The 20,331-nt window shown below is 64.9% G+C and carries 17 protein-coding genes and 1 pseudogene; 15 read left to right on the plus strand and 3 right to left on the minus strand.

The annotated features are described in order from the left end of the window. The first annotated feature begins 38 nt into the window (after positions 1-38). The 11 genes from frr (at position 39) to ACW7G1_RS11515 (ending at position 11,612) form a co-directional block, all read left to right on the plus strand. Complete coding sequence (gene frr / locus ACW7G1_RS11465) at positions 39-596, plus strand: ribosome recycling factor (RefSeq protein WP_456979831.1); 558 nt, start codon at positions 39-41, stop codon at positions 594-596. 20 nt (positions 597-616) lie between these two features. Then, complete coding sequence (uppS, locus tag ACW7G1_RS11470) at positions 617-1,375, plus strand: polyprenyl diphosphate synthase (protein WP_456979832.1); 759 nt, start codon at positions 617-619, stop codon at positions 1,373-1,375. Further along, positions 1,372-2,223: a phosphatidate cytidylyltransferase gene (locus ACW7G1_RS11475; protein WP_456979833.1), complete on the plus strand. Its 852-nt coding sequence runs from the start codon at positions 1,372-1,374 to the stop codon at positions 2,221-2,223. Before uppS ends, ACW7G1_RS11475 begins: the two co-directional genes overlap by 4 nt. Beyond that, complete coding sequence (locus ACW7G1_RS11480; protein ID WP_456979834.1) at positions 2,223-3,473, plus strand: 1-deoxy-D-xylulose-5-phosphate reductoisomerase; 1,251 nt, start codon at positions 2,223-2,225, stop codon at positions 3,471-3,473. The genes ACW7G1_RS11475 and ACW7G1_RS11480 overlap by 1 nt, the downstream gene beginning before the upstream one ends. Then, the gene (gene rseP, locus ACW7G1_RS11485) at positions 3,466-4,848 is read left to right on the plus strand and encodes an RIP metalloprotease RseP (protein WP_456979835.1); all 1,383 of its coding nucleotides are present in this window, start codon (positions 3,466-3,468) and stop codon (positions 4,846-4,848) included. Before ACW7G1_RS11480 ends, rseP begins: the two co-directional genes overlap by 8 nt. 77 nt (positions 4,849-4,925) lie before the next feature. Further along, positions 4,926-7,442 (plus strand): outer membrane protein assembly factor BamA, encoded by a 2,517-nt coding sequence (bamA, locus tag ACW7G1_RS11490; protein WP_456979836.1) that lies wholly within the window; start codon positions 4,926-4,928, stop codon positions 7,440-7,442. Positions 7,443-7,459: 17 nt separating this feature from the next. Further along, positions 7,460-8,503 carry a UDP-3-O-(3-hydroxymyristoyl)glucosamine N-acyltransferase gene (gene lpxD, locus ACW7G1_RS11495; RefSeq protein ID WP_456979837.1) on the plus strand — a complete coding sequence of 348 codons (1,044 nt, stop codon included), beginning with the start codon at positions 7,460-7,462 and terminating at the stop codon, positions 8,501-8,503. Continuing rightward, positions 8,500-8,961 carry a 3-hydroxyacyl-ACP dehydratase FabZ gene (fabZ, locus tag ACW7G1_RS11500; RefSeq protein ID WP_456979838.1) on the plus strand — a complete coding sequence of 154 codons (462 nt, stop codon included), beginning with the start codon at positions 8,500-8,502 and terminating at the stop codon, positions 8,959-8,961. The genes lpxD and fabZ overlap by 4 nt, the downstream gene beginning before the upstream one ends. Next, positions 8,958-9,743: an acyl-ACP--UDP-N-acetylglucosamine O-acyltransferase gene (lpxA, locus tag ACW7G1_RS11505; RefSeq protein WP_456979839.1), complete on the plus strand. Its 786-nt coding sequence runs from the start codon at positions 8,958-8,960 to the stop codon at positions 9,741-9,743. The genes fabZ and lpxA overlap by 4 nt, the downstream gene beginning before the upstream one ends. Beyond that, positions 9,740-10,954 (plus strand): lipid-A-disaccharide synthase, encoded by a 1,215-nt coding sequence (lpxB, locus tag ACW7G1_RS11510; protein WP_456979840.1) that lies wholly within the window; start codon positions 9,740-9,742, stop codon positions 10,952-10,954. Before lpxA ends, lpxB begins: the two co-directional genes overlap by 4 nt. Further along, the gene (locus ACW7G1_RS11515) at positions 10,947-11,612 is read left to right on the plus strand and encodes a ribonuclease HII (RefSeq protein ID WP_456979841.1); all 666 of its coding nucleotides are present in this window, start codon (positions 10,947-10,949) and stop codon (positions 11,610-11,612) included. The genes lpxB and ACW7G1_RS11515 overlap by 8 nt, the downstream gene beginning before the upstream one ends. Here ACW7G1_RS11515 and ACW7G1_RS11520 read toward each other — a convergent pair. Both ACW7G1_RS11520 and ACW7G1_RS11525 read right to left on the minus strand, forming a co-directional pair. After that, positions 11,602-12,045 (minus strand): hypothetical protein, encoded by a 444-nt coding sequence (locus ACW7G1_RS11520; protein WP_456979842.1) that lies wholly within the window; start codon positions 12,043-12,045, stop codon positions 11,602-11,604. The two genes, ACW7G1_RS11515 and ACW7G1_RS11520, sit on opposite strands and share 11 nt — an antisense overlap. Before the next feature lie 64 nt (positions 12,046-12,109). After that, complete coding sequence (locus ACW7G1_RS11525; protein ID WP_456979843.1) at positions 12,110-14,317, minus strand: tetratricopeptide repeat protein; 2,208 nt, start codon at positions 14,315-14,317, stop codon at positions 12,110-12,112. Positions 14,318-14,453: 136 nt separating this feature from the next. Between ACW7G1_RS11525 and ACW7G1_RS11530 the strand changes: the two genes are divergently transcribed. The 4 genes from ACW7G1_RS11530 (at position 14,454) to ACW7G1_RS11545 (ending at position 20,204) form a co-directional block, all read left to right on the plus strand. Then, a complete protein-coding gene (locus ACW7G1_RS11530; protein ID WP_456979844.1) occupies positions 14,454-15,125 on the plus strand; it encodes a hypothetical protein in 672 nt (223 codons plus the stop codon). A 93-nt stretch (positions 15,126-15,218) separates the two neighbouring features. Beyond that, positions 15,219-18,809, plus strand: a complete 3,591-nt coding sequence (gene dnaE / locus ACW7G1_RS11535) for a DNA polymerase III subunit alpha (RefSeq protein WP_456979845.1) — start codon at positions 15,219-15,221, stop codon at positions 18,807-18,809. A gap of 108 nt (positions 18,810-18,917) precedes the next feature. Continuing rightward, a complete protein-coding gene (locus ACW7G1_RS11540; RefSeq protein ID WP_456979846.1) occupies positions 18,918-19,217 on the plus strand; it encodes a hypothetical protein in 300 nt (99 codons plus the stop codon). A 567-nt stretch (positions 19,218-19,784) separates the two neighbouring features. Then, complete coding sequence (locus ACW7G1_RS11545) at positions 19,785-20,204, plus strand: hypothetical protein (protein WP_456979847.1); 420 nt, start codon at positions 19,785-19,787, stop codon at positions 20,202-20,204. Positions 20,205-20,212: 8 nt separating this feature from the next. Here ACW7G1_RS11545 and ACW7G1_RS11550 read toward each other — a convergent pair. Then, positions 20,213-20,331 (minus strand): annotated as a pseudogene (locus ACW7G1_RS11550) (IS30 family transposase); the annotation flags it as partial.

Genomic DNA, 20,331 nt, shown 5'->3' on the forward strand with positions numbered 1-20,331 from the left:
TATACTTCCGCGATTACCGCACAGCACCGGAGCCGGCGATGCTCAACGAGATCAAGAAAGACGCCCAGACCCGCATGAACAAGAGCATCGATGCGCTGCGCCAGTCCATGACCAAGGTCCGGACCGGCCGCGCATCGACCTCGCTGGTCGACCATTTGAAAGTCAACTACTACGGTTCGGAGATGCCGCTGGGCCAAGTCGCCAGCATCGCCGTCAACGACGCCCGCTCACTCACCATCACCCCGTGGGAAAAGCCCATGGTCGCGGCGGTGGAAAAGGCGATCATCAACTCCGATCTTGGCCTGACACCCAATACCGCCGGCACCGTGATCCGCATCAACCTGCCAGCGCTGACCGAGGAGCGCCGCCGTGACCTGTCCAAGATGGTCCACGGTGAAGGTGAAGATTCGAAGGTCGCGATCCGCAACATCCGCCGCGACGCCAACCAGCAGGTCAAGGAACTGCTGAAGGAAAAGGAAGCCAGCGAAGACGACGTACGGCGGGTCGAAGACGAAATCCAGAAGTTGACCGACACCGCGATCAAGGACGTCGACGACGTGGTCAAGGCCAAGGCACAGGAGTTGATGGCGGTTTGACGAGCGCGTCCGTCACTGCCATGCCTTCCCCGCCAATTACGGGTGCACGCATCCCCCGCCACCTTGCCGTCATCATGGACGGCAACGGCCGCTGGGCGGAGCGTCGTGGCCGACCACGCGTCATCGGACATCGCGCCGGTGCGCGCGCGGTCAATGCCTGTATCGACTTCTGCATCGGCAAGGGCGTCCAGGCGCTGACCCTGTTTGCTTTTTCCAGCGAAAACTGGGGGCGACCGGAGGCCGAGGTCGGCGCCTTGATGAAGTTGTTCATGAACGCGCTGGAGCGGGAGGTCGACGAACTCGATCGCCGCGGCGTGCGGGTGCGATTCATCGGCGAGCGTGATCGCTTCAGCCCGGGCATCGGGCGGCGAATGGACGCCGCCGAGGCCCAGACCCTGGCCAACACCGGCTTGCAGCTGACCGTCGCCGCCAGCTATGGCGGGCGTTGGGATATCACCCAGGCGGCACGCTCGCTGGCGTTTGAGGTCGCCGCCGGCCAGTTGGACCCGCAAACGATAGACGAGACGATGCTGTCGTCGCGCATGTCGCTGGCGGATCTGCCGCCGCCGGACCTGTTCATCCGCACCGGGGGCGAGCAGCGGATCAGCAATTTCCTGCTGTGGCAGCTGGCCTATACCGAATTGTGGTTCACCGACTTGTTGTGGCCTGAGCTGGATGCGGCAACACTGCAACGTGCACTCGACCATTACGCATCCTGCGAACGCCGTTTTGGCCTCACTGGCGCGCAGGTCGCCAACTCCAACGAGATGCCAACATGACCCGTATCCGCCTGATCGCCGCGCTGGTAATGGCATCGGTCGCGATCTCCGCGATCCTGCTGCTGCCAACGGAATGGTTGATGGCACTGGCCGCGGTCGTCTTCCTGCTGGGCCTGTGGGAATGGTTCGATCTGGCCGATATCGAGGACACCCTCGCCCGTACCGTACTGCTGCTGGCTCATCTGGCGCTGATGGTTGCCCTGGTGTGGGCGTCGCGCTCAACCCGGGGTTTCAGCTTTGCGTTGCTGGAGCTGATGACCTTGATCGGCATGCTCTGGTGGTTCCTGGCGCTGTTTTGGCTGGGACGGCCGCGATTCGCCAGCGACCATGCCACCCATGCACGCGTGTTCAAGCTGTTCGCCGGCGCGTTGGCGATGATTCCCGCCTGGTGCGCGCTGGCCTGGATCCACGCCAGCACGCCCAACGGCCACTTCTGGCTGCTGACCGCGCTGATGGTGGTGTGGGCGGCCGATAGCGGCGCCTATTTCGCCGGACGCCGGTTCGGCGGCAAGCTGTTCAAGGGCCGCAAGCTCGCGCCGCTGATCAGCCCCAACAAGACCATCGAAGGCCTGGTCGGCGGCGTGGTCGCCGGGGTCACCGCAGGCGTGGTGATGTCGTTGTTGGCCGGCGCCACCACCGCGCAATTGCCGGCGATTGCACTGGTGGCACTGATTGCCACGCTGTTCTCGGTGGTCGGTGACCTGTTCGAAAGCCTGCTCAAACGCCACGCCGGGGTGAAGGATTCGGGCAACGTAATCCCCGGCCACGGCGGCATCCTGGACCGTTTGGATGGCGTGTTGGCTGCCCTGCCCGCGTTTGCGCTGGGCAAGGCCGTGCTGGGCTTCTGATGCCGGTCGCAACTGCCATGCGTGAGGTCGCCGTCCTGGGCGCCACCGGCTCGATCGGGGCGTCGGCGCTGGACGTGATCGGTCGCCATCCCGGGCACCTGCGCGCGACCGTGCTGGCGGCGGGACGCAACGTGGAAGCGTTGCTGGAGCTGTGCCGGCGGCATCGACCCCGCCATGCCGCGATCGCGGACGAGGCCTGCTTCCCGGCGTTGCGCGACGGCTTGCGCGAAGCCGGGCTCGACACCCGGGCGCACGCTGGCGCAGAGGCGATCGAGGCATTGGCGGCCAGTGATGCCTGCGACACCGTGGTCGCGGCCATCGTCGGCACCGCCGGCCTGCCGTCGACCCTGGCCGCAGCGCGTGCGGGCAAACGCCTGCTACTGGCCAACAAGGAGTCGCTGGTGTTGGCCGGCGAGCTGTTGATGGCGGCCGCCCGCGAAGGCGGGGCCACCATCGTGCCGGTCGACAGCGAGCACAACGCGATATTCCAGTGTTTTCCGGTTGACGGTCGACAGTCCGACGCTGCCGACCAGGCAGGCACGCCGGCCAGCTTTGGCCTGGCCAGGATCATCCTGACGGCATCCGGCGGGCCGTTCCGGGGTCGTTCACGCGAGTCGTTGGCCGACGTCACCGTCGAGCAGGCGATCCGCCACCCCAAATGGTCGATGGGGCCAAAAATTTCCGTCGACTCGGCCACCTTGATGAACAAGGGGCTGGAGGTGATCGAGGCGCATCACCTGTTCGGCGTGCCCGGCAACAGGATCGACGTGCTGGTGCACCCGCAAAGCCTGGTGCACTCGATGGTGGAGTTCATTGACGGCTCCACCCTGGCCCAGCTCGGCCTGCCCGACATGCGCACCGCGCTGGCCGTTGGATTCGGCTGGCCACGTCGCATCACCTCCGGTGTCTCCGGCCTGGACCTGCTGGCCCAGGGCGGGCGACTGGATTTCGAGGCACCCGACCTGGCAGCGTTCCCGTGCCTGCGGCTGGCATTCGACGCATTGGCGGCCGGCGGCACCGCTCCGGCGATGCTGAATGCCGCCAACGAGGTCGTGGTTTCAGCGTTTCTTCAGCGACGCATAGGCTTCCTGTCCATTGCCGCGCTGGTCGAAGACACCCTCGCGGCGATCCCTGCCTCGGCAGCGGATTCACTGGAATGCCTGCACGACGCCGATGCCCGGGCCCGCCGCCATGCGAGTCAGGCCGTGGCTGCCAACGGCGACATGAACCGGAACTCGACGCATGGCTGAACTACTCGGTTCGATCTGGTGGCTCATCGTCAGTCTCGGCGTGCTGGTCACGTTCCACGAGTTCGGCCACTACTGGGTGGCGCGCCGTTGCGGAGTGAAGGTACTGCGCTTCTCGGTCGGCTTCGGCAAGCCGCTGTGGATGCGTCGCGGCGCCGATGGCACCGAGTACGCCATCGCCGCTATCCCGCTGGGTGGCTACGTCAGCATGCTCGATGAGTCGCGGCTCGACGAGCAGGGCGCCGCGGATCTGCCACCCGAACAGCTCGCGCAGGCATTCAACCGCCAGTCGGTATGGAAGCGGATCGCGATCGTGATCGCCGGACCGCTGGCCAACCTGATCCTGTGCGTGGCGCTGTTGTGGGCGATGTTCGTGATCGGTCGACCCGACTACCAGCCGGTGGTCGGCCACGTTGACGGCATCGCCGCGGCGGCCGGGCTGCAACGCGGCGACACCATCACCCGGATTGGCGATCGCCAGACGCCGACCTGGAGTGACGTCCAACTGGCCCTGATCCCGGCGGCCCTGGATCACGCCGACATCCAGTTGCACGTATCCACCGATACCGGTGACGAGGCGACCCGCACGCTGGCGTTGTCCGAACTGCCGGCGCAGTTCGACGAGCGCCGCGCAATCGAGGCGATGGGCCTGATCCCGCATCATCTGCTGGTGCCCCCGCTGGTCGGCCGCGTCGCTCCGGACACCCCCGCCTGGGGCGTGCTCGCGGAAGGCGACCTGATCCGAGCCATCGACGGCATTCCCGTCCATGCCTGGGGCGACCTTGGCCCATTGATCCAGGACCTGGGCGAGCGCGGTGGTGAGGCGATGATCGAAGTCGAGCGCGATGGCGATCGACTCGCGCTGGAGTTGCAGCCAACCCTGACCCGGCCTGCCGACGGCGGCGATTCCTACTGGGCGCTGGGCATTGCCGCGGCGCGGCCGCCGATGCCCCCGATGGACGCGGAACTGCATTACGGCCCGGTGGCGGCGATCCCTGCGGCGCTGCGCGAAACCGTCCACCAGACCAGCGAGTTGCTCGCCATGATCGGCCGCGCGTTCACCGGCCGGGTCGAGATAGAAAACACCATCGCAGGCCCGATTACCATCGCCCGCGCTGCCAATGCCTATGCCGACCAGGGCCCCGCGTGGTTCCTCTCGCTGCTGGCCATGCTCTCGCTGAGCCTGGGCATCCTGAACCTGTTGCCAATCCCGATCTTGGACGGCGGTCACCTGCTGTATTACCTTATCGAGTTGGTCAAGGGCAGCCCGGTCAGCGAACGGACGATGGCGCTTGGCCAATATATCGGTCTTGCATTGATCGTCGGCTTGATGGGCCTGGCTTTCTACAACGACATCGTGAACAACCTGGTGCACTGATTGTCGACCAACTTCTCCAACCCGCCTGCCCTGCTGCCGGTCCTGACCGCGCAACCGCACCCCAACCGGACGTGATGATGACGCGACCCATTCCCCGCCGCCTGCTTGCTATTGCACTTGCCTCGGCGTTGTCCACGGTACCGACGTTGAATGCCACGGCACAGACGACTACCGCACCATCGACCACGGCGGCACCGCCTGCCGCGGCGGATCCCGGCAGCGCGTTCACGGTCAGTGATATCCGCGTCGACGGCCTGCAGCGCATTTCCGCAGGTACCGTATTCACCTACCTGCCGATCGAGCGTGGCGACACCGTCGACCCGGCCAAGGCCGGAGAGGCCATCCGCGCGCTGTACACAACCGGCTTCTTTGAAGACGTCCAGATTGGCCACCAGGGCAACATCCTGGTGGTCACGGTCACTGAACGTCCTGCGATCAACAAGCTGACCCTCACCGGCAACAAGGACATCAAGACCGACGACTTGATGAAAGGCCTGAACGACATCGGACTGACGGAAGGCAACACCTTCGACCGGCTGAGCCTGGACCGCGTCACCCAGGAGTTGACGCGGCAATACAACAACCGCGGCAAATACAACGTCAAGATCAGCCCCAGCGTATCCACCCTTGCCCGCAACCGGGTCGACGTGACCATTGCCGTGGACGAAGGCAAGGCGGCCAAGATCCGGCACATCAACCTGGTCGGCAACGAGCTGTTCGACGAAGAGCAGATTACCGAGAGTTGGGAGTCCGGCGAGCACAATTGGCTGAGCTGGTACCGCCGCGATGACCAGTACTCGCGCGAGAAGCTCTCCGGCGACCTGGAAAAGCTGAGCAATTTCTACCTGGATCGCGGTTACGTCGATTTCAGTCTCGACTCCACCCAGGTGGCGATCAGCCGCGACCTGCAGGACATGTTCCTCACCGCCGGCATCACCGAGGGTGAGCAGTACAAAATCTCCTCGGTCGAGATCAGCGGCGATACCGTGCTGCCGAAAGAAGAAATCGAGAAGCTGGTACTGGTCAAGCCCGACCAGATCTTCTCGCGTCGCCTGCTCGAGATCACGTCCGACTCGATCACGGCAACCCTGGGCAACGTCGGCTACGCATTCGCGCAGGTAAATCCGATCCCGAGCGTGAACGCCGAGGATCAGACCGTCGCCATTTCCCTGCAGGTCGTGCCTGGGCCGCGCGTGAACGTGCGCCGGGTGGTGTTCAAGGGCAACTCGCGCACCGCCGACGAAGTGTTGCGCCGGCAGATGCGCCAGTTCGAAGGGACGTGGTATTCACAGGCGGCCATCGACCGCTCCAAGATCCGTATCCAGGGCCTGGGCTATTTCGACAAGGTCGACGTCGAGACCACGCCAGTGCCCGGCAGCCATGACCAGGTCGACGTGGTCTACACCCTCAACGAAGTAGCCGCCGGCAGCTTCATGTTCGGCTTGGGTTACTCGCAGCTGAGCGGATTGAGCACCCAGGTCCAGGTCTCGCAGGACAACTTCCTCGGCAGCGGCAACCGCATCGCGGTACAGGCGCAGCGCAACGACTACCTGCAGCGTTATGACTTCTCTTTCCTGAACCCGTATTTCACCGATAACGGGGTCTCGTTGGGTTACAACCTGCGCTGGAGCGAGTTCAACAACTCCAACTTCAACACCGCACGCTATTCCTCCACCAGCGGCATGGGTCAGATGGTGCTGGGCGTGCCAATCACCGAGACCGACAGTTTCACCGCGATGCTCGGCATCGACAGCAACCAGATTTTTGCCTACCGCGGGGTCACGCCCGACTCCATCGTGGATTACATCGATGCGGTGGGCCAACGCACGTTCCACGCCTGGCGCGGCGAGATCGGCTGGGCCCGCAATACGCTCAACAGCGCATTGACCCCGACCCGCGGCTCAACGCAGCGCGTGTGGCTGGAAGCCGCGCTACCGGGATCAACCGTCGAGTACTTCAAGCTCAACTACAGCTTCTCGAAGTTCTGGCCAATCTCACGCCACCTGGTGCTCAATACCCGGATGGAACTGGGTTACGGCGACAGCTACGGCGATGCCTTCGTCCGCGACATCTGTTACTCGGCCCCGACCTTGGTCGACCATGACAACGACCCGAAGACACCACCAGTTCTCGCCCCGGGAGCGACGCCTTCCGACCCCTGCGGACCGGGTTCTCCGGATTACGTAAAGACCGTCACCGCCGACGGCCTGCCGTTCTTCGAGAACTTCTACGCCGGTGGTACGCGCTCGGTTCGCGGCTTCACCGACAACACCCTGGGTCCGCGCGAGTCGGCAAGCAACACCTCTTACCTGCAGCCCATCGGCGGCTCGCTGAAGACGACCGGGTCTGTGGAAATGATCTTCCCCACGCTGATCGACAGTTCTGCGGCACGGGCGTCGGCGTTCGTTGATTTCGGCAACGTGTATACCGATATCGACGCCTTTGACGCCGGCGAACTGCGCGCTTCCACCGGTCTTGCCCTGATGTGGCGCTCGCCGATGGGGCCGATCACGATCAGCTACGCCTTCCCGATCAAGAAGGAAGACAGCGATGACCTGGAGCGCTTGCAGTTCACCTTTGGCGGCTCGTTCTAAGGTCGCTGACAGAGGACATGCAACCCACCCACCATTCCGCCGCCGAGCTGGCAGATCGTTTCCTGCTCCGACTTCAAGGCAATGGCGATACGCGGGTCGACGGCGTCGGCACCCTTGCCAACGCCGGGCCGACCCAGTTGGCGTTTCTCGCCAACCCGAAGTACCGCGCCCAGCTGGCTGCCAGCCGGGCCGGCGTGGTGGTGATGCGCGAATCGGACGCCGCAGGATATGACGGCACCGCCTTGCTGGCCGATGATCCCTACAGCGCCTTCGCCAAGCTGGCCGCCTTGTTCGAGCGGACGGTTTCACATCCGCCGGGTATCCATCCCCTGGCTGAAATCGATCCCAGCGCCACGATAGATCCCGGTGCGCACATCGGTGCGTTTGCCAGTATCGGAGCGCGCAGCCGTATCGAGACGGGCGTCGTGATCGGGCCGGGCTGCGTGATTGGTGACGATTGCGTGGTCGGTGACGGCAGCCAGTTGAGCGCCCGGGTCACCCTGGTCACGCGAGTGCGGCTGGGCAAACGCGTGCGGATTCATCCGGGCGCAGTGTTGGGTGCCGACGGCTTCGGCCTGGCCATGGACCAACCGCCGGATGGCGAGCCACACTGGATCAAGGTGCCGCAATTGGGTGGGGTGCTGGTGGGCGATGATTGCGAGATCGGCGCCAACACCACCATCGACCGCGGCGCCATCGAGGACACCGTGCTGGAAGACGACGTGCGCCTGGATAACCAGATACAGGTCGGCCACAACGTCCGCATCGGGGCACACACCGCAATCGCCGGCTGCGCCGCAATTGCAGGCAGCAGCACGATCGGCCGCTACTGCCAGATCGGCGGTGGCGCCGGCATCATCGGGCACCTGGAGATCTGCGACCGGGTAGTAATCACCGCAATGAGCCTGGTCACCCATTCGATCCGTGAACCCGGCGGGTATTCGTCGGGGACCGGACTAATGGACAATCGCAGCTGGCGCAGGAACGCGGCGCGGTTCAGGCAACTGGACAAGATGGCCCGCCAGTTGCGCGGCCAACCGAACAAGGATCAGAAAGAATGAGCGACACCCTGAAACTGCCGATCGATGTCACCACGATCCAGGAGCTGCTGCCCCACCGCTACCCGTTCCTGCTGGTCGACCGGGTGATCGAGTTCGAAGCCAACAAGCGCGTGCTCGCCTACAAGAACGTGTCCGGCAACGAGCCGTTCTTCAACGGCCACTTCCCGGGACAGCCGGTGATGCCCGGGGTATTGGTGCTGGAGGCGCTGGCCCAGGCCGGTGGCCTGCTCACGCAGTTGTCGATGGGCCGTACCGCCGAGAACAAGCTGTTCTACCTGGTCAAGATCGACGCGGCCAGGTTCTCCAGGATGGTCGTGCCAGGCGACCGGCTTGATCTGGAGGTCATCCTCAAGCGCACGATCCGCAACATGGCGTTGTACCAGGGCATTGCGCGGGTCGATGGTGAGCAGGCGGCCAGTGCCGACATCCTGTGCGCCGAGGTCGTGCCGAAGTCATGAATACCGCCCCCATCCATCCCAGCGCAGTAATCGAGCCGGGAGCCCGGCTTGGCGCCGGCGTGCGGGTGGGTGCGTTCAGCTATATCGGCGCCGACGTCGAAATCGGCGACAACACCCAGATCGGCCCGCATTGCAGCGTGCACGGTCCGACCCGGATTGGCCGCGACAACCGGATCCTCGGCCACGCCGCGATTGGCGGCGACCCGCAGGACAAGAAATATCGCGGCGAGCGGGTCGAGTTGGTGATTGGCGACCGCAACACGGTGCGCGAGTTCGTCACCATCAACCGCGGTACCCACGGCGGCGGCGGGATGACCCGGGTTGGCGACGACAACCTGCTGCTGGCGTATACCCACATCGCCCACGATTGCCTGGTGGGCAACCATTGCGTGTTCTCCAACAACGCGACCCTGGCCGGGCACGTTGTCGTGGGCGACCACGTCAACCTCAGCGGGTTTGCCGCGGTGCACCAGTTCTGCCGGATCGGCGCCCACGCGTTTATCGGCATGGGCGCCTTCGTCAACGGCGACGTGCCACCGTTCGTGATGGTTGCCCAGGAGGGCTACAGCCGGCCGCGGGGCATCAATGGCGAAGGACTGAAGCGGCTTGGTTTCGATCCCGAGCGCATCAGTGCGATCAAGCGCGCGTATCGCGCCTTGTATGTGTCGGGCGCATCGCTGGAAGAGGCTCACGCAAAGCTGACCGACCTCGCGGGCGACAGCCCGGATGTGCGCATGCTGCTGGAGTTCATCGACAGCGGTGAACGGCCCTTGCTGCGATGAGCGGCGCGCCGGCAGTCGATATTTTCAATGACCCGGCCCCAACCCGTGCCAAGCGGGTCGCGCTGGTCGCCGGGGAGGCCTCCGGCGATCTGCTCGGCGCTGGACTGATCAATCAACTGCAACAGCGATGGCCGGGTGCGGAGTTCGTCGGTATCGGCGGGCCGGCCATGCGTGAGACCGGGATGGAAACCTGGTTCGACGCCTCCGAACTGTCAGTGATGGGCTTGGCCGAGGTGCTTCGCGACCTGCCACGGCTGCTGCGATTGCGCCGCGAGTTCCGCCGCCGCGTATTGGACTGGAAGCCCGATGTATTCATCGGCATCGACGCACCGGACTTCAACCTGGGTGTCGAGAAATGGCTGAAGCAACGCGGCGTGCGCACCGTGCATTACGTCAGTCCCTCGGTCTGGGCCTGGCGCGAAAAGCGCGCCGCGAAGATCGGTAGCAGCGCCGACCGGGTGCTGTGCCTGTTCCCGATGGAGCCGGAAATCTACGCGCGTCACGACGTCGACGCACGCTTTGTCGGCCATCCGCTCGCCGATGAAATGCCGCTGCAACCCGACCGCGCCCTGGCGCGCCAAGTGCTCCAGCTGGACCAGGAGCGGCCACTGCTGGCATTGCTGCCCGGCTCGCGCGTGGGCGAGATCGAGCGGCTGGGCGCGGATTTTCTTGGCGCCGCGGCGCAGGTGCTCGCCGCCGAGCCGACGCTGCAGATCGTGGTGCCGATGGCCAATCCACAGGCGCACGAAGCTTTCCAACGCGTGCTTGCTGCCCATCCGGACCGCGAGGCGCTGGCACCTGCCTTGCGCGAGATCACTGGCCGTGCCCGCACCCTGATGGTCGCCAGCGACGTGATCCTGCTGGCGTCGGGTACGGCGACGTTGGAAGCCATGCTGGCGAAGCGGCCCATGGTGGTCGGCTACAAGGTCGCCCCGCTGACCTATCGCCTGGTCAAGGGCCTGGGCATGCTCAAGGTCGACCATTACGCGCTGCCCAACGTCCTGGCCGGCACCGAAGTCGTACCGGAGTTGATGCAACACGACTGCACCCCGGAAAAACTTGCCGCCGCGACCTTGCGCTGGCTGCACGACCCCGCGGCCGCCGAAGCATTGCAGCCACGCTTTCTCGCCTTGCACCAGACGCTGAAGCGCGAGGCCTCTGCACAGGCCGCCGACGCCATCGTCGATCTGGTGGCCGAGGCAAATGGCTGACATCGTCATCCAGACCACGCTCGACCTGGCGGTTGCGCCCCGCGCCCAACGCATTGCCGGCATCGACGAGGCCGGACGCGGTCCGCTCGCCGGGCCGGTGGTGATCGCCGCGGTAGTGCTGGGACCCGGCCGCACCCCGGTCAACGGACTCAATGATTCCAAGCAGCTCAACGCCAAACGCCGTGAAGCGCTCTACGACCGCATCGTCGAGCGCGCACTGGCCTGGCACGTGGTCGCGGTGGAGGTGGAGGAAATCGACCGCATCAACATCTTCCAGGCCACCATGGTCGGCATGCGCCGCGCACTGGAGGGTGTGCTGCACGTGGCCGAACTGGCGCGCATCGACGGCAACGCATTGCCGCGTGGCCTGCCCTGCCCGGCCGAGGCATGGATCGGTGGCGACGCCCGTGACCGCGCGATCATGGCCGCCTCGATCCTGGCCAAGGTCACCCGCGATCGCCTGATGACCGACCTGCACCGGCAATGGCCGCATTACGGTTTCGACGCCCACAAGGGATATCCGACCCCGGCCCACCTGGCGGCGCTGGCCACGCACGGACCTTGCCCGCAGCATCGGCGCAGCTTTGCCCCGGTGCGCGCCGCGAGCGCCCAGCCGCATGCATCTGACATGCAGCACCCAGCCGCCACTAACGGATGATGATCGCCGGATCGATGCCGCCAAGGCGGGTCTGGATTTCGTATTCATAGGCGCCGCTGGCGTTGCCGGCGGTGATCATCACTTTCTGCCGACCGTCCTGCTCCGACGAATCCACGCTCCGGGGCATCCCACGGGCGCTGGGGCTGGCATCGGCGAACTGCAACTGGAACGCCTCGCTGCTGCCTGCGGGCGCGCGCCAGGTGATCTCGGTGCCCCGGTCCACGGTGCAGACCGCATCCGGCGTGCTCACCGCGTTGCCGTCGTACTCCAGGTCGATGTGCACGGCAGCTGCACCGGCTGAGTCCTGGCAGGCCACCCCATCGGGATCGGCGGGCGTTGTGGGCGAGCCGTCGCCATCCGGGGTCGGACCGGTGCTGCTGCAGCCTGCCGCGAACAGCACGATGGTGATGATTGCTATTGATTTCGGTTGCATGACGCACTCCGTGGTGGGTGCCTGCACCGTGCAGGCCGTTTAGGGATCGTCTGAACCATTGCCGTCATTGCCGCGGTTGGCCCGCAAACAATTCGTGCAGCACCGGGGACGCCTTGAGCCGTTGCTCGGCGATGCCCTCCCGACGCGCCTGCACCAGACGTTTGCGCGCACCGGCCGTGTCACCCAGCAACACCAGCGACTGGGCATCGATGAACGCCACTTCGCCGCGCTCGGTCGCCAGCGCCTCCGCCTTGCCTATATGGTCCAACGCCGCCACCGCATCGCCCAGACGCGCGTAATAGAAGCCCAGTAGCGCCTGGGCCTGCGCGTCATCGTCCTTGACGGTCAGATAGTCCTGGGCAAGCTGCACGGCATGCCGGTACGGCACCTGCGCCTGCCCGGCGGTAGCAGGCTGGGCGACCAGTGCATCGCCGATGTTGCCCCAGATGCGGAAGTCGGTCGGATCCAGATCCGCGGCCCGCCGATACAGCCGGGCGGCATCCGCGTAGGCACCCTGTGCATACCTGAGGGTTCCCAGGTTGCTCAACGCCGCATAGCTGGGCTTGATCGCCAGCGACTGCTGGAACGCATCGGCGGCACGCACGTTGTCGCCGTCGGTCAGGTACAGGCCGCCGAGGCTGCTCCACAGGCTGGGGTCGTCGAGCCGCAAGGTGGTCGCGGTGCGAAACGACTCGATCGCCCCGGCAAGATCATCATTGAGGTACTGGTGGTAGCCACGCTCGCGGTAGACCTGCGCGTCACCGGGCCGCAACTTGCGCGCCAGCTCGAAATACTCCAGCGCAAGGTCATTGTTGCCCTGCGCGCTCTGCACCCGCGCCAGTCCGATGTAGGCCGCCGGGCGCAAGCCGAAGTCTTCCAGCGCCTCGGTGTAGAACTCATTGGCCTGCACATAATCGCCCCGCGCCCGGTGCAACTCGCCAAGCGCCAGGCTGACTTCGCGCAGTGCCGGATCCATCGTCGCCGCACGCATGCAGGCATCCTGCGCCTGGTCGAACGCCGGGGTATCGTGCGCAGCCTCGAAGCGGATGATCCGGGCCCGGCAGATCCCGGCCTGGGCACGGGCGAAATCCGGGTCTGCAGCCAAAGCCTCCCCGAACAATCCGATGGCCTGGTCAAGGTAGCCGTCATTTGCCGAGCCCAACAGCAGCTGCTGTCCTTTCAGGTAGGCCTCGTAGGCGCTCAGGTCATGGGTGGGCGCCAGCTTGTCCAAGGCGTGGGGATCGACCTTCAGCACGCCGGGCAACGCGTGCACGACCTGGTTGGCGATTTCCCTCTGGACGGCAAACACATCATTGGCCTTGCGATCGAAGCTCCTACTCCACAACGTGAAACCGGTGGCGGTATCGGACAGGCGCGCATTCACGCGCAGCCGGTCGCCGTCACGACGCACACTGGCATCCAGTACGGTCGCCACCCCGAGACGGCGGCCCAATGCCTTGATGTCGGGGGGATCCTGGCTTGCCCCGGGGCGTACCGCGGCCACCTGCAGCCCCGGCATGCCCGCCAGCGCGTTGTGCATCTCCACCGCCAGGCCTTGGGCGAAGTAGCGGTCGTCGGGGTTATCGCTGAGGCTGGTGAAGGGAAGCACCGCAACCGAGGCATCCGCCGGTTGCTGCGACAGCATCCCGCGGTTGAACCAGGCCAACGCGGCCATCGCGATCAGCAGCAGGACAGCGGCGGCGAACCAGGCCGATTTGACGCCACCGCGGACGCGGGCCGGCGGCGCCTCATCCATGCCGACATGGCCATGCGGGGAGGACAAGTCTGGCGGGGCTCGCGGCACTGGCAGGGGCGCGATCATAGTTTCACCTGACGCCGGTGGATCCGCCAGCTTCGCCAAGGTCGCGGCGGCCCCGACCGGTGCCGGCTCGGGGGATGGTTGCCCAGCCTGAATGGATTCCACAGCCTCCAACTCGCCGATGAACCGGTAACCAAGCGCGTGCTGGGTCTGGATGAATCGCGGTTGGTGCGGATGGTCATCCAGGGCGGCCCGCAGCTGCGCGATCGCGCGGGTAAGGACACCGGGGGTGACGTGGCGGTGACCCCACACCGCATCGAGCAACGTCTCGTGCTCGACCAGCTCATCGGCGTGCCGCAGTAACACCAGCAGCACCGCGAACGCCTTGGGTTCGATCGCCTGTGGCAATCCGTCCCGGGTCAGCGTATGCGCGACCGCGTCCACGACGATCCCGCCGAAGTGGAAGCGGACGCCGGGCAGTCCTCGTTCTCCCGTGATTCCTGACGGATCCATCGGTGAAACCTCATGAAGACCTCGCCAACCTGTGCCAAAGGTGGCGAAAGACTCCCCCGGACATCATGACCCATCCGGGCGTCGAGCGGAATCTGGACCTGCGCCGAATCCCCAGCGCCTGACCCGGAGAATTGTCATGAACGCCATGCTTACCAGCACCATGCTCGCCACCGCCGGTTCGTACCCCGCCGCCCTGGACCGGGTAGCCGCCACCACGGCAGCGTCCCCCCACCAGATGCGGCGCCGCACCATCAGCGGCTTTTCCATCGACCAGACCGAAGTCGACCGCTTCAACCGGCTGCTGTCGCGCCTGGGCCGGACCCAGGCCCCGTTTGAGCGCGACCAACTGGCCACCGCCGGCCGCGAGTTGTGCGACGGCAGCGTCAATCCGCTCCCCGGCATCGCGCAGCGGATGCGTCGCGCCGCCGCCGCGGCCCTGATGATCACCGACCCGGCATGGGAAACGGCCAACGATGTCGCGCTACTGGCGACGTTGGTGGTCGAATACATCCGTGCGAAGAACGACCTGCTGCCGGATCGTTTGCCGCGGGTCGGTCGGCTCGACGACGTGATCGTGGTCGATACCGCCTGGCCGGCACTGGGTGACGAAGTCGACAACTACCTTCACTACCGTCGGCTGCGCCGGATCGAGGCGCGCCTGCGTGGCTGCAACTACGGCGACTTCGAGTTCAGCCGGGAGCAGTGGCAACAAGCACTGCAGGCCGAGATCGCGTTTGCCGCGGCCCATCGCGACGCCCTCGACCATTTCCACGTCCCAACCCATGCGGTGCGGTTTCAGGTGCATTGACGCCATGGCGGGCGGGCAGGGTCTGTCAAGCCTTGTCCGCCCCGGCGGGACTGATACTCTGGTCACTGTCCCAGCCGGTCAGCCAACGGCACGATGCCAGCGCGCTTCATACACCTCCACCTGCATAGCGAATTCTCACTCGTCGACTCCACGATCCGGATCGACGGGCTGGTAAAGCGCTGCGCCGCCCTGGGCCAGCCCGCGGTTGCGGTCACCGACGTCAACAACCTGTTTGCCGCGGTCAAGTTCTACCGCAAGGCCGAGGCCGCCGGAGTCAAGCCGATCCTCGGCGCCGACATCGACCTGGCCGACGGTAACGAAACCCCCTCGCGCCTGACCCTGCTGTGCCGCGACCGCACCGGCTACCTCACCCTGTCGCGGCTGCTCAGCCGGATGTGGATGGAAGGCCACCGCGTCGACGGCGTTGCGATGCGCCCGGAATGGCTGCGCGAGGACAACACCGGTCTGTTCGCACTGGCCGGCCGGAAAAGCCTCGCCGGGCGGCTCGCGACCGGCAGCCGCCCGGAACTGGCCGAAGCCTGGGTGGCCGACTTGCAAGGCACGTTCGGCGACCGCCTGCACCTGGAGTTGACCCGCGCCGGACATGGCGACGAGGACGTCTTCAACCGCTTTGCCCTGCACACCTCCGGCAAACGTGGCTTGCCGGTCATTGCCAGCAACGATGCGCGCTTCCTTGATGCGGACGGCTTCGACGCACACGAGGCGCGCGTGTGCATCTCCACCGGCCGCGTGCTTGACGATCCCAAACGCCCCCACGACTACACCGCCGAGCAGTATCTGAAGTCCTCCGAGCAGATGGCCGAGCTGTTTGCCGACGTGCCCGATGCGATCGACAACACCGTGGCGCTGGCAACGCGCTGCAATGTCGAGATGACGTTCGGCCAGTACGCACTGCCGGCATTCCCGGTGCCCAGCGAGCACACGATCGAGAGCTGGCTGCGCAACGCCGCGCGCGAGGGACTGGAAAAGCGACTGGAAACCGCTCCGCTGGCCGAGGGCAAGAGCCGCGAGGTGTACGACGCGCGGCTGGAAACCGAACTCGACGTCATCATCGAGATGGGCTTCCCGGGCTACTTCCTGATCGTTGCGGACTTCATCAACTGGGGCAAGGAGCAAGGCATCCCGGTCGGGCCGGGTCGCGGTTCCGGTGCCGGTTCGCTGGTCGCGTGGTCATTGGGCATCACCGACCTGGACCCGCTGCCGTACGACCTGCTGTTCGAGCGCTTCCTCAACCCCGAACGCGTGTCGATGCCCGACTTCGACATCGACTTCTGCATGGACCGGCGCGACGAGGTGATCGACTACGTCTCGCGCAAGTACGGCCGCGACCGGGTCAGCCAGATCATCACCTACGGCACCATGGCCGCCAAAGCGGTGGTGCGCGATTGCGGCCGCGTGCTCGGCCACCCGTATGGCTTTGTCGACGGCATCGCAAAACTTATTCCGCTGACGCTTGGCGTGTCGCTGGACGACGCGCTCGGCGAGTCGGAGGCGGCGCGCAAGAACCCGGCGTTGGTCTCGACCGAGCTGATCGAGCGCTACGCCAGCCAGGACGATGTCCGCGACCTGCTCGACCTCGCCCGCAGCCTGGAAAACCTGACCCGCAACGCCGGCAAGCACGCCGGCGGCGTGGTGATCGCCCCGAGCCCGCTGAGCGACTTCTGCCCGCTGTTCGCCGAGCACGACGGTGAAGGCCACGGCAAGAGCCCGGTCACCCAGTTCGACAAGGACGACGTCGAGGCCGTCGGCCTGGTCAAGTTCGACTTCCTCGGCCTGCGCACGCTGACGATCATCGATTGGGCGGTGAAGGCGATCAACGTCCGCCGCGCCAAGACGGGTGCAGAACCGCTCGACATCACCACGTTGCCGCTGGACGACAAGCCCACCTACGAGCTGTTCGCCCGCGGCGAAGGCGTCGCCGTGTTCCAGTTCGAATCACGCGGCATGCGCGAGCTGCTCAAGCGCGCCAAGCCCGACTGCTTCGAAGACATCATCGCCCTGGCCGCGCTGTTCCGCCCCGGCCCGCTGGGCTCGGGGATGGACAAGGACTGGGTCGACCGCAAGCACGGCGTGGCCGAGGTCAGCTACCCCCACCCCTCGCTGGAGCCGGTGCTGGCGCCGACCTACGGCGTCATCGTCTACCAGGAACAGGTGATGCAGATCGCCCAGGTCCTGGCGGGCTACTCGCTGGGCGGCGCCGACCTGCTGCGCCGCGCGATGGGCAAGAAGAACGCCGCAGAGATGGCCAAGGAGCGGGCCAAGTTCGAAACCGGCTGCGAAGCGCGCGGCATCCCCCGCAAGGTCGCCAGCCCGATCTTCGACCTGATGGAGAAGTTCGCCGAGTACGGCTTCAACAAGTCGCACTCCGCGGCGTATGCATTGGTCGCCTACCAGACCGCCTGGCTCAAGGTGCACTACCCGGCCGAGTTCATGGCCGCAGTGCTGTCCAGCGACATGGACAACACCGACAAGGTCACCGGCTTCCTCGACGAATGCCGGGTGATGGGCCTGACCGTGCAGCCGCCGGATGCGGGCGCCTCCGCCTACATGTTCGAGGCGATTGACACCGCGGCGACCGGGCCGGATGCCATGGCCGACGGCACCGCCGTGCAAGCCGACGGCAACCGTCCTGTCGCCGCCCACACCATCCGCTACGGCCTGGGCGCGGTGAAAGGTGTCGGCCACGGGGCCTGCGATGCGATTGTCGAGGCCCGCCGCGCCGGCCCGTTTACCGACCTGCTGGACTTCTGCAAGCGCGTCGACAGCGGCAAGCTCAACCGCCGCGCGCTCGAAGCACTCACCCACGCCGGCGCCCTGGACAAACTCGGCCGCAACCGCGCCAGCCTGATGCTGCAGCTGCCCGAAGTGGTGCGCGCGACCGAGCAGCTCACGCGTGAACGCGACGCCGGCCAAGTCAGCCTGTTCGGCGGCGGCGAAAGCGCCCCCGCGCTGCAGCTGGAGCTCAAGGAAACCGACGAATTCCCGCTCGGCCAATTGCTGGCTCGCGAACGCGAGACACTCGGCCACTACCTCAGCGGCCACCCGTTCGACCCCTATCGCGAAGAACTGCACGATCTGACCGGCTTTGATCTCGGCGACCTCGAGAAGATCTGGGAGAACCGTCCCCAGTCCGCCCGCAGCGGCTGGCGCCCCGAATTGGAAACCGCCGTCGCCGGCCAGGTGGTGGCGATCCGCAAGAAGGGCGACAGCCAGATGTTCGTGCAGATCGAGGACGGTCGCGGCCGCCTCGAAGTCGCCTTCTTCTCCGAGACCTACAGCGAGTTCGCCACCCTGCTGACCCGCGACCGCCTGCTGGTGATCCAGGGCGGCCTGCGCGAGGACGCCTTCAGCGGCGGCTTCGCACTGAAGGCGGCGCGCTGCTGGGACTACAGCCAGATCTGCGCGCAGCACGCGAAGCGGCTGTCGCTGCGCTTGGATTTTCGGGTGCCGGGGGTCTGGAACCGGGTGGACGAATTGCTGGCGAAGCACCGGCCGGGTTCGACGCCGCTCCGGGTCGATTTGATAAGGTCGGGCGCAGCGGGGATGCTGGACCTCAATGGGAGCCACTCGGTACGGGTGGATGCAGAGCTGGTGGGGACGTTGAAGGCGGTGCCGGGGGTCAAGGCGGTGAAGTTGGCGTTGGGGCGGCCTTGGGGCGGATAACACGGCATATTTGGAGTGTTATCAGTTAGCACCTCAAAGATGCAGCCGTTCGATCCGTTAGATTAGATAACACCCCACTTTGGGGATCTACTAAGTGTTAGGTGTGCTATGGGAACTAAACTCTCGCCGCAAGATGAAAACCTCTATCGTAGGACTGACGAAGTACTGCACTACATCTGGGATCCATGTGGCATCTCGGATGCGCCGGAAGCTCGTGACGAGTATTACGGCTACCTTCCCGGGGTCTTCAGCCTTCTCAAGCAGGGTGCTGACGCAGCAGCTATCTCCCGCCATCTTTCCTCAATCGAGTCGGAACGGATGGGCATGTCTGGAGCCGAAGACCGCCACGTAAAGATCGGTGAGGTGCTGGTGGAGTGGCGCGACCACCTTGCCGAGGCGCACACCTAACAATTCGTTCAAGCCGAACCTGCTTCGCTACACCAACAACATGGCAGGAAAAGCTTGCCATGTTGCCGGCTCCGCTACGCAGGTCGGCTTAACTCAGGCGTTAGCGCATGGACCCAACGCAAGCATCCATCGAAGAACTGTACTTGATGTACCAACGCGTCAAGACATATAGCGCCGACCCTATAAGCATGGGCCTGCTATTTTCACTCACGCTCGCGACTGGCTGGCTGTGTCAGTTCTTTTGGCCCAGGGCAAAGTTGCGGCCTCGAAGCAGTTCTGGCGCTTGGCTCGGGTTAGTTCAGGCTGCAATTTACTCTGGCTTAGCCTTTTACACTTCTTATCAAGTACTTATCGCTGGAAAGATAAAATGCTTGCGCAAGGCACGGCGCTGCCCGCGCTCATTTTATGAAGACGAGGGGTGGATTTCGGTAGTCGTACATCCATTTTCATTTTGGGCGACGTACTTTTACATTTTTCTATTCAGTGTAATTTTCCTTGCATGGTTTTTTGTGTGTGCACGCTCTGTCAGACTCTATAGGGCGCGCTAACAATTCGTTCAAGCCGAACTTGCTTCGCTACACCAACAACGTGGCAGGTAAAGCTTGCCACGTTGTCGGCTACGCTACGCAAGTCGGCTTAACTCAGGCGTTAGCACTCATTGGGGAGAGTATTGTGCTGTACCGATCCACCATCTCGCTTGTATTGCTTGCCGCATCAACTGGCGCTTGCACCCAACAATCCGCAGCTGATTTCAAGAAGCAATATCGCTCAAAAGTCCTTAGTAGCTGCACTAACAAAACGTCTGCTCAGGGCAAACTCACCGTCGAACTTAGAGACGCTTATTGCCTCTGCTCCGCGGACACTATCATCAGCTCTCACACAGTAGCTGAGCTCAAGGTGCTAGACACCTTTCCATCTGATCCTGCGCTGGAAGGTAAGGTTAAAGAAATCATGCTCAAGTGCGCTCGCCAAGCGGCGGAGCGATGAGTGGTGAATTAACACTCCAAGTGCAACACTCCTGAGAGTTTGTGCATGCGGTCGGCGGGGGTCTGGAAGCCATAGCGTTTCCTCGGTCGTGTGTTCAGTTTAACGACCGCTTGGTCGCAGTCGGCCT

It is taken from the genome of Lysobacter sp. A378, from assembly GCF_054052125.1.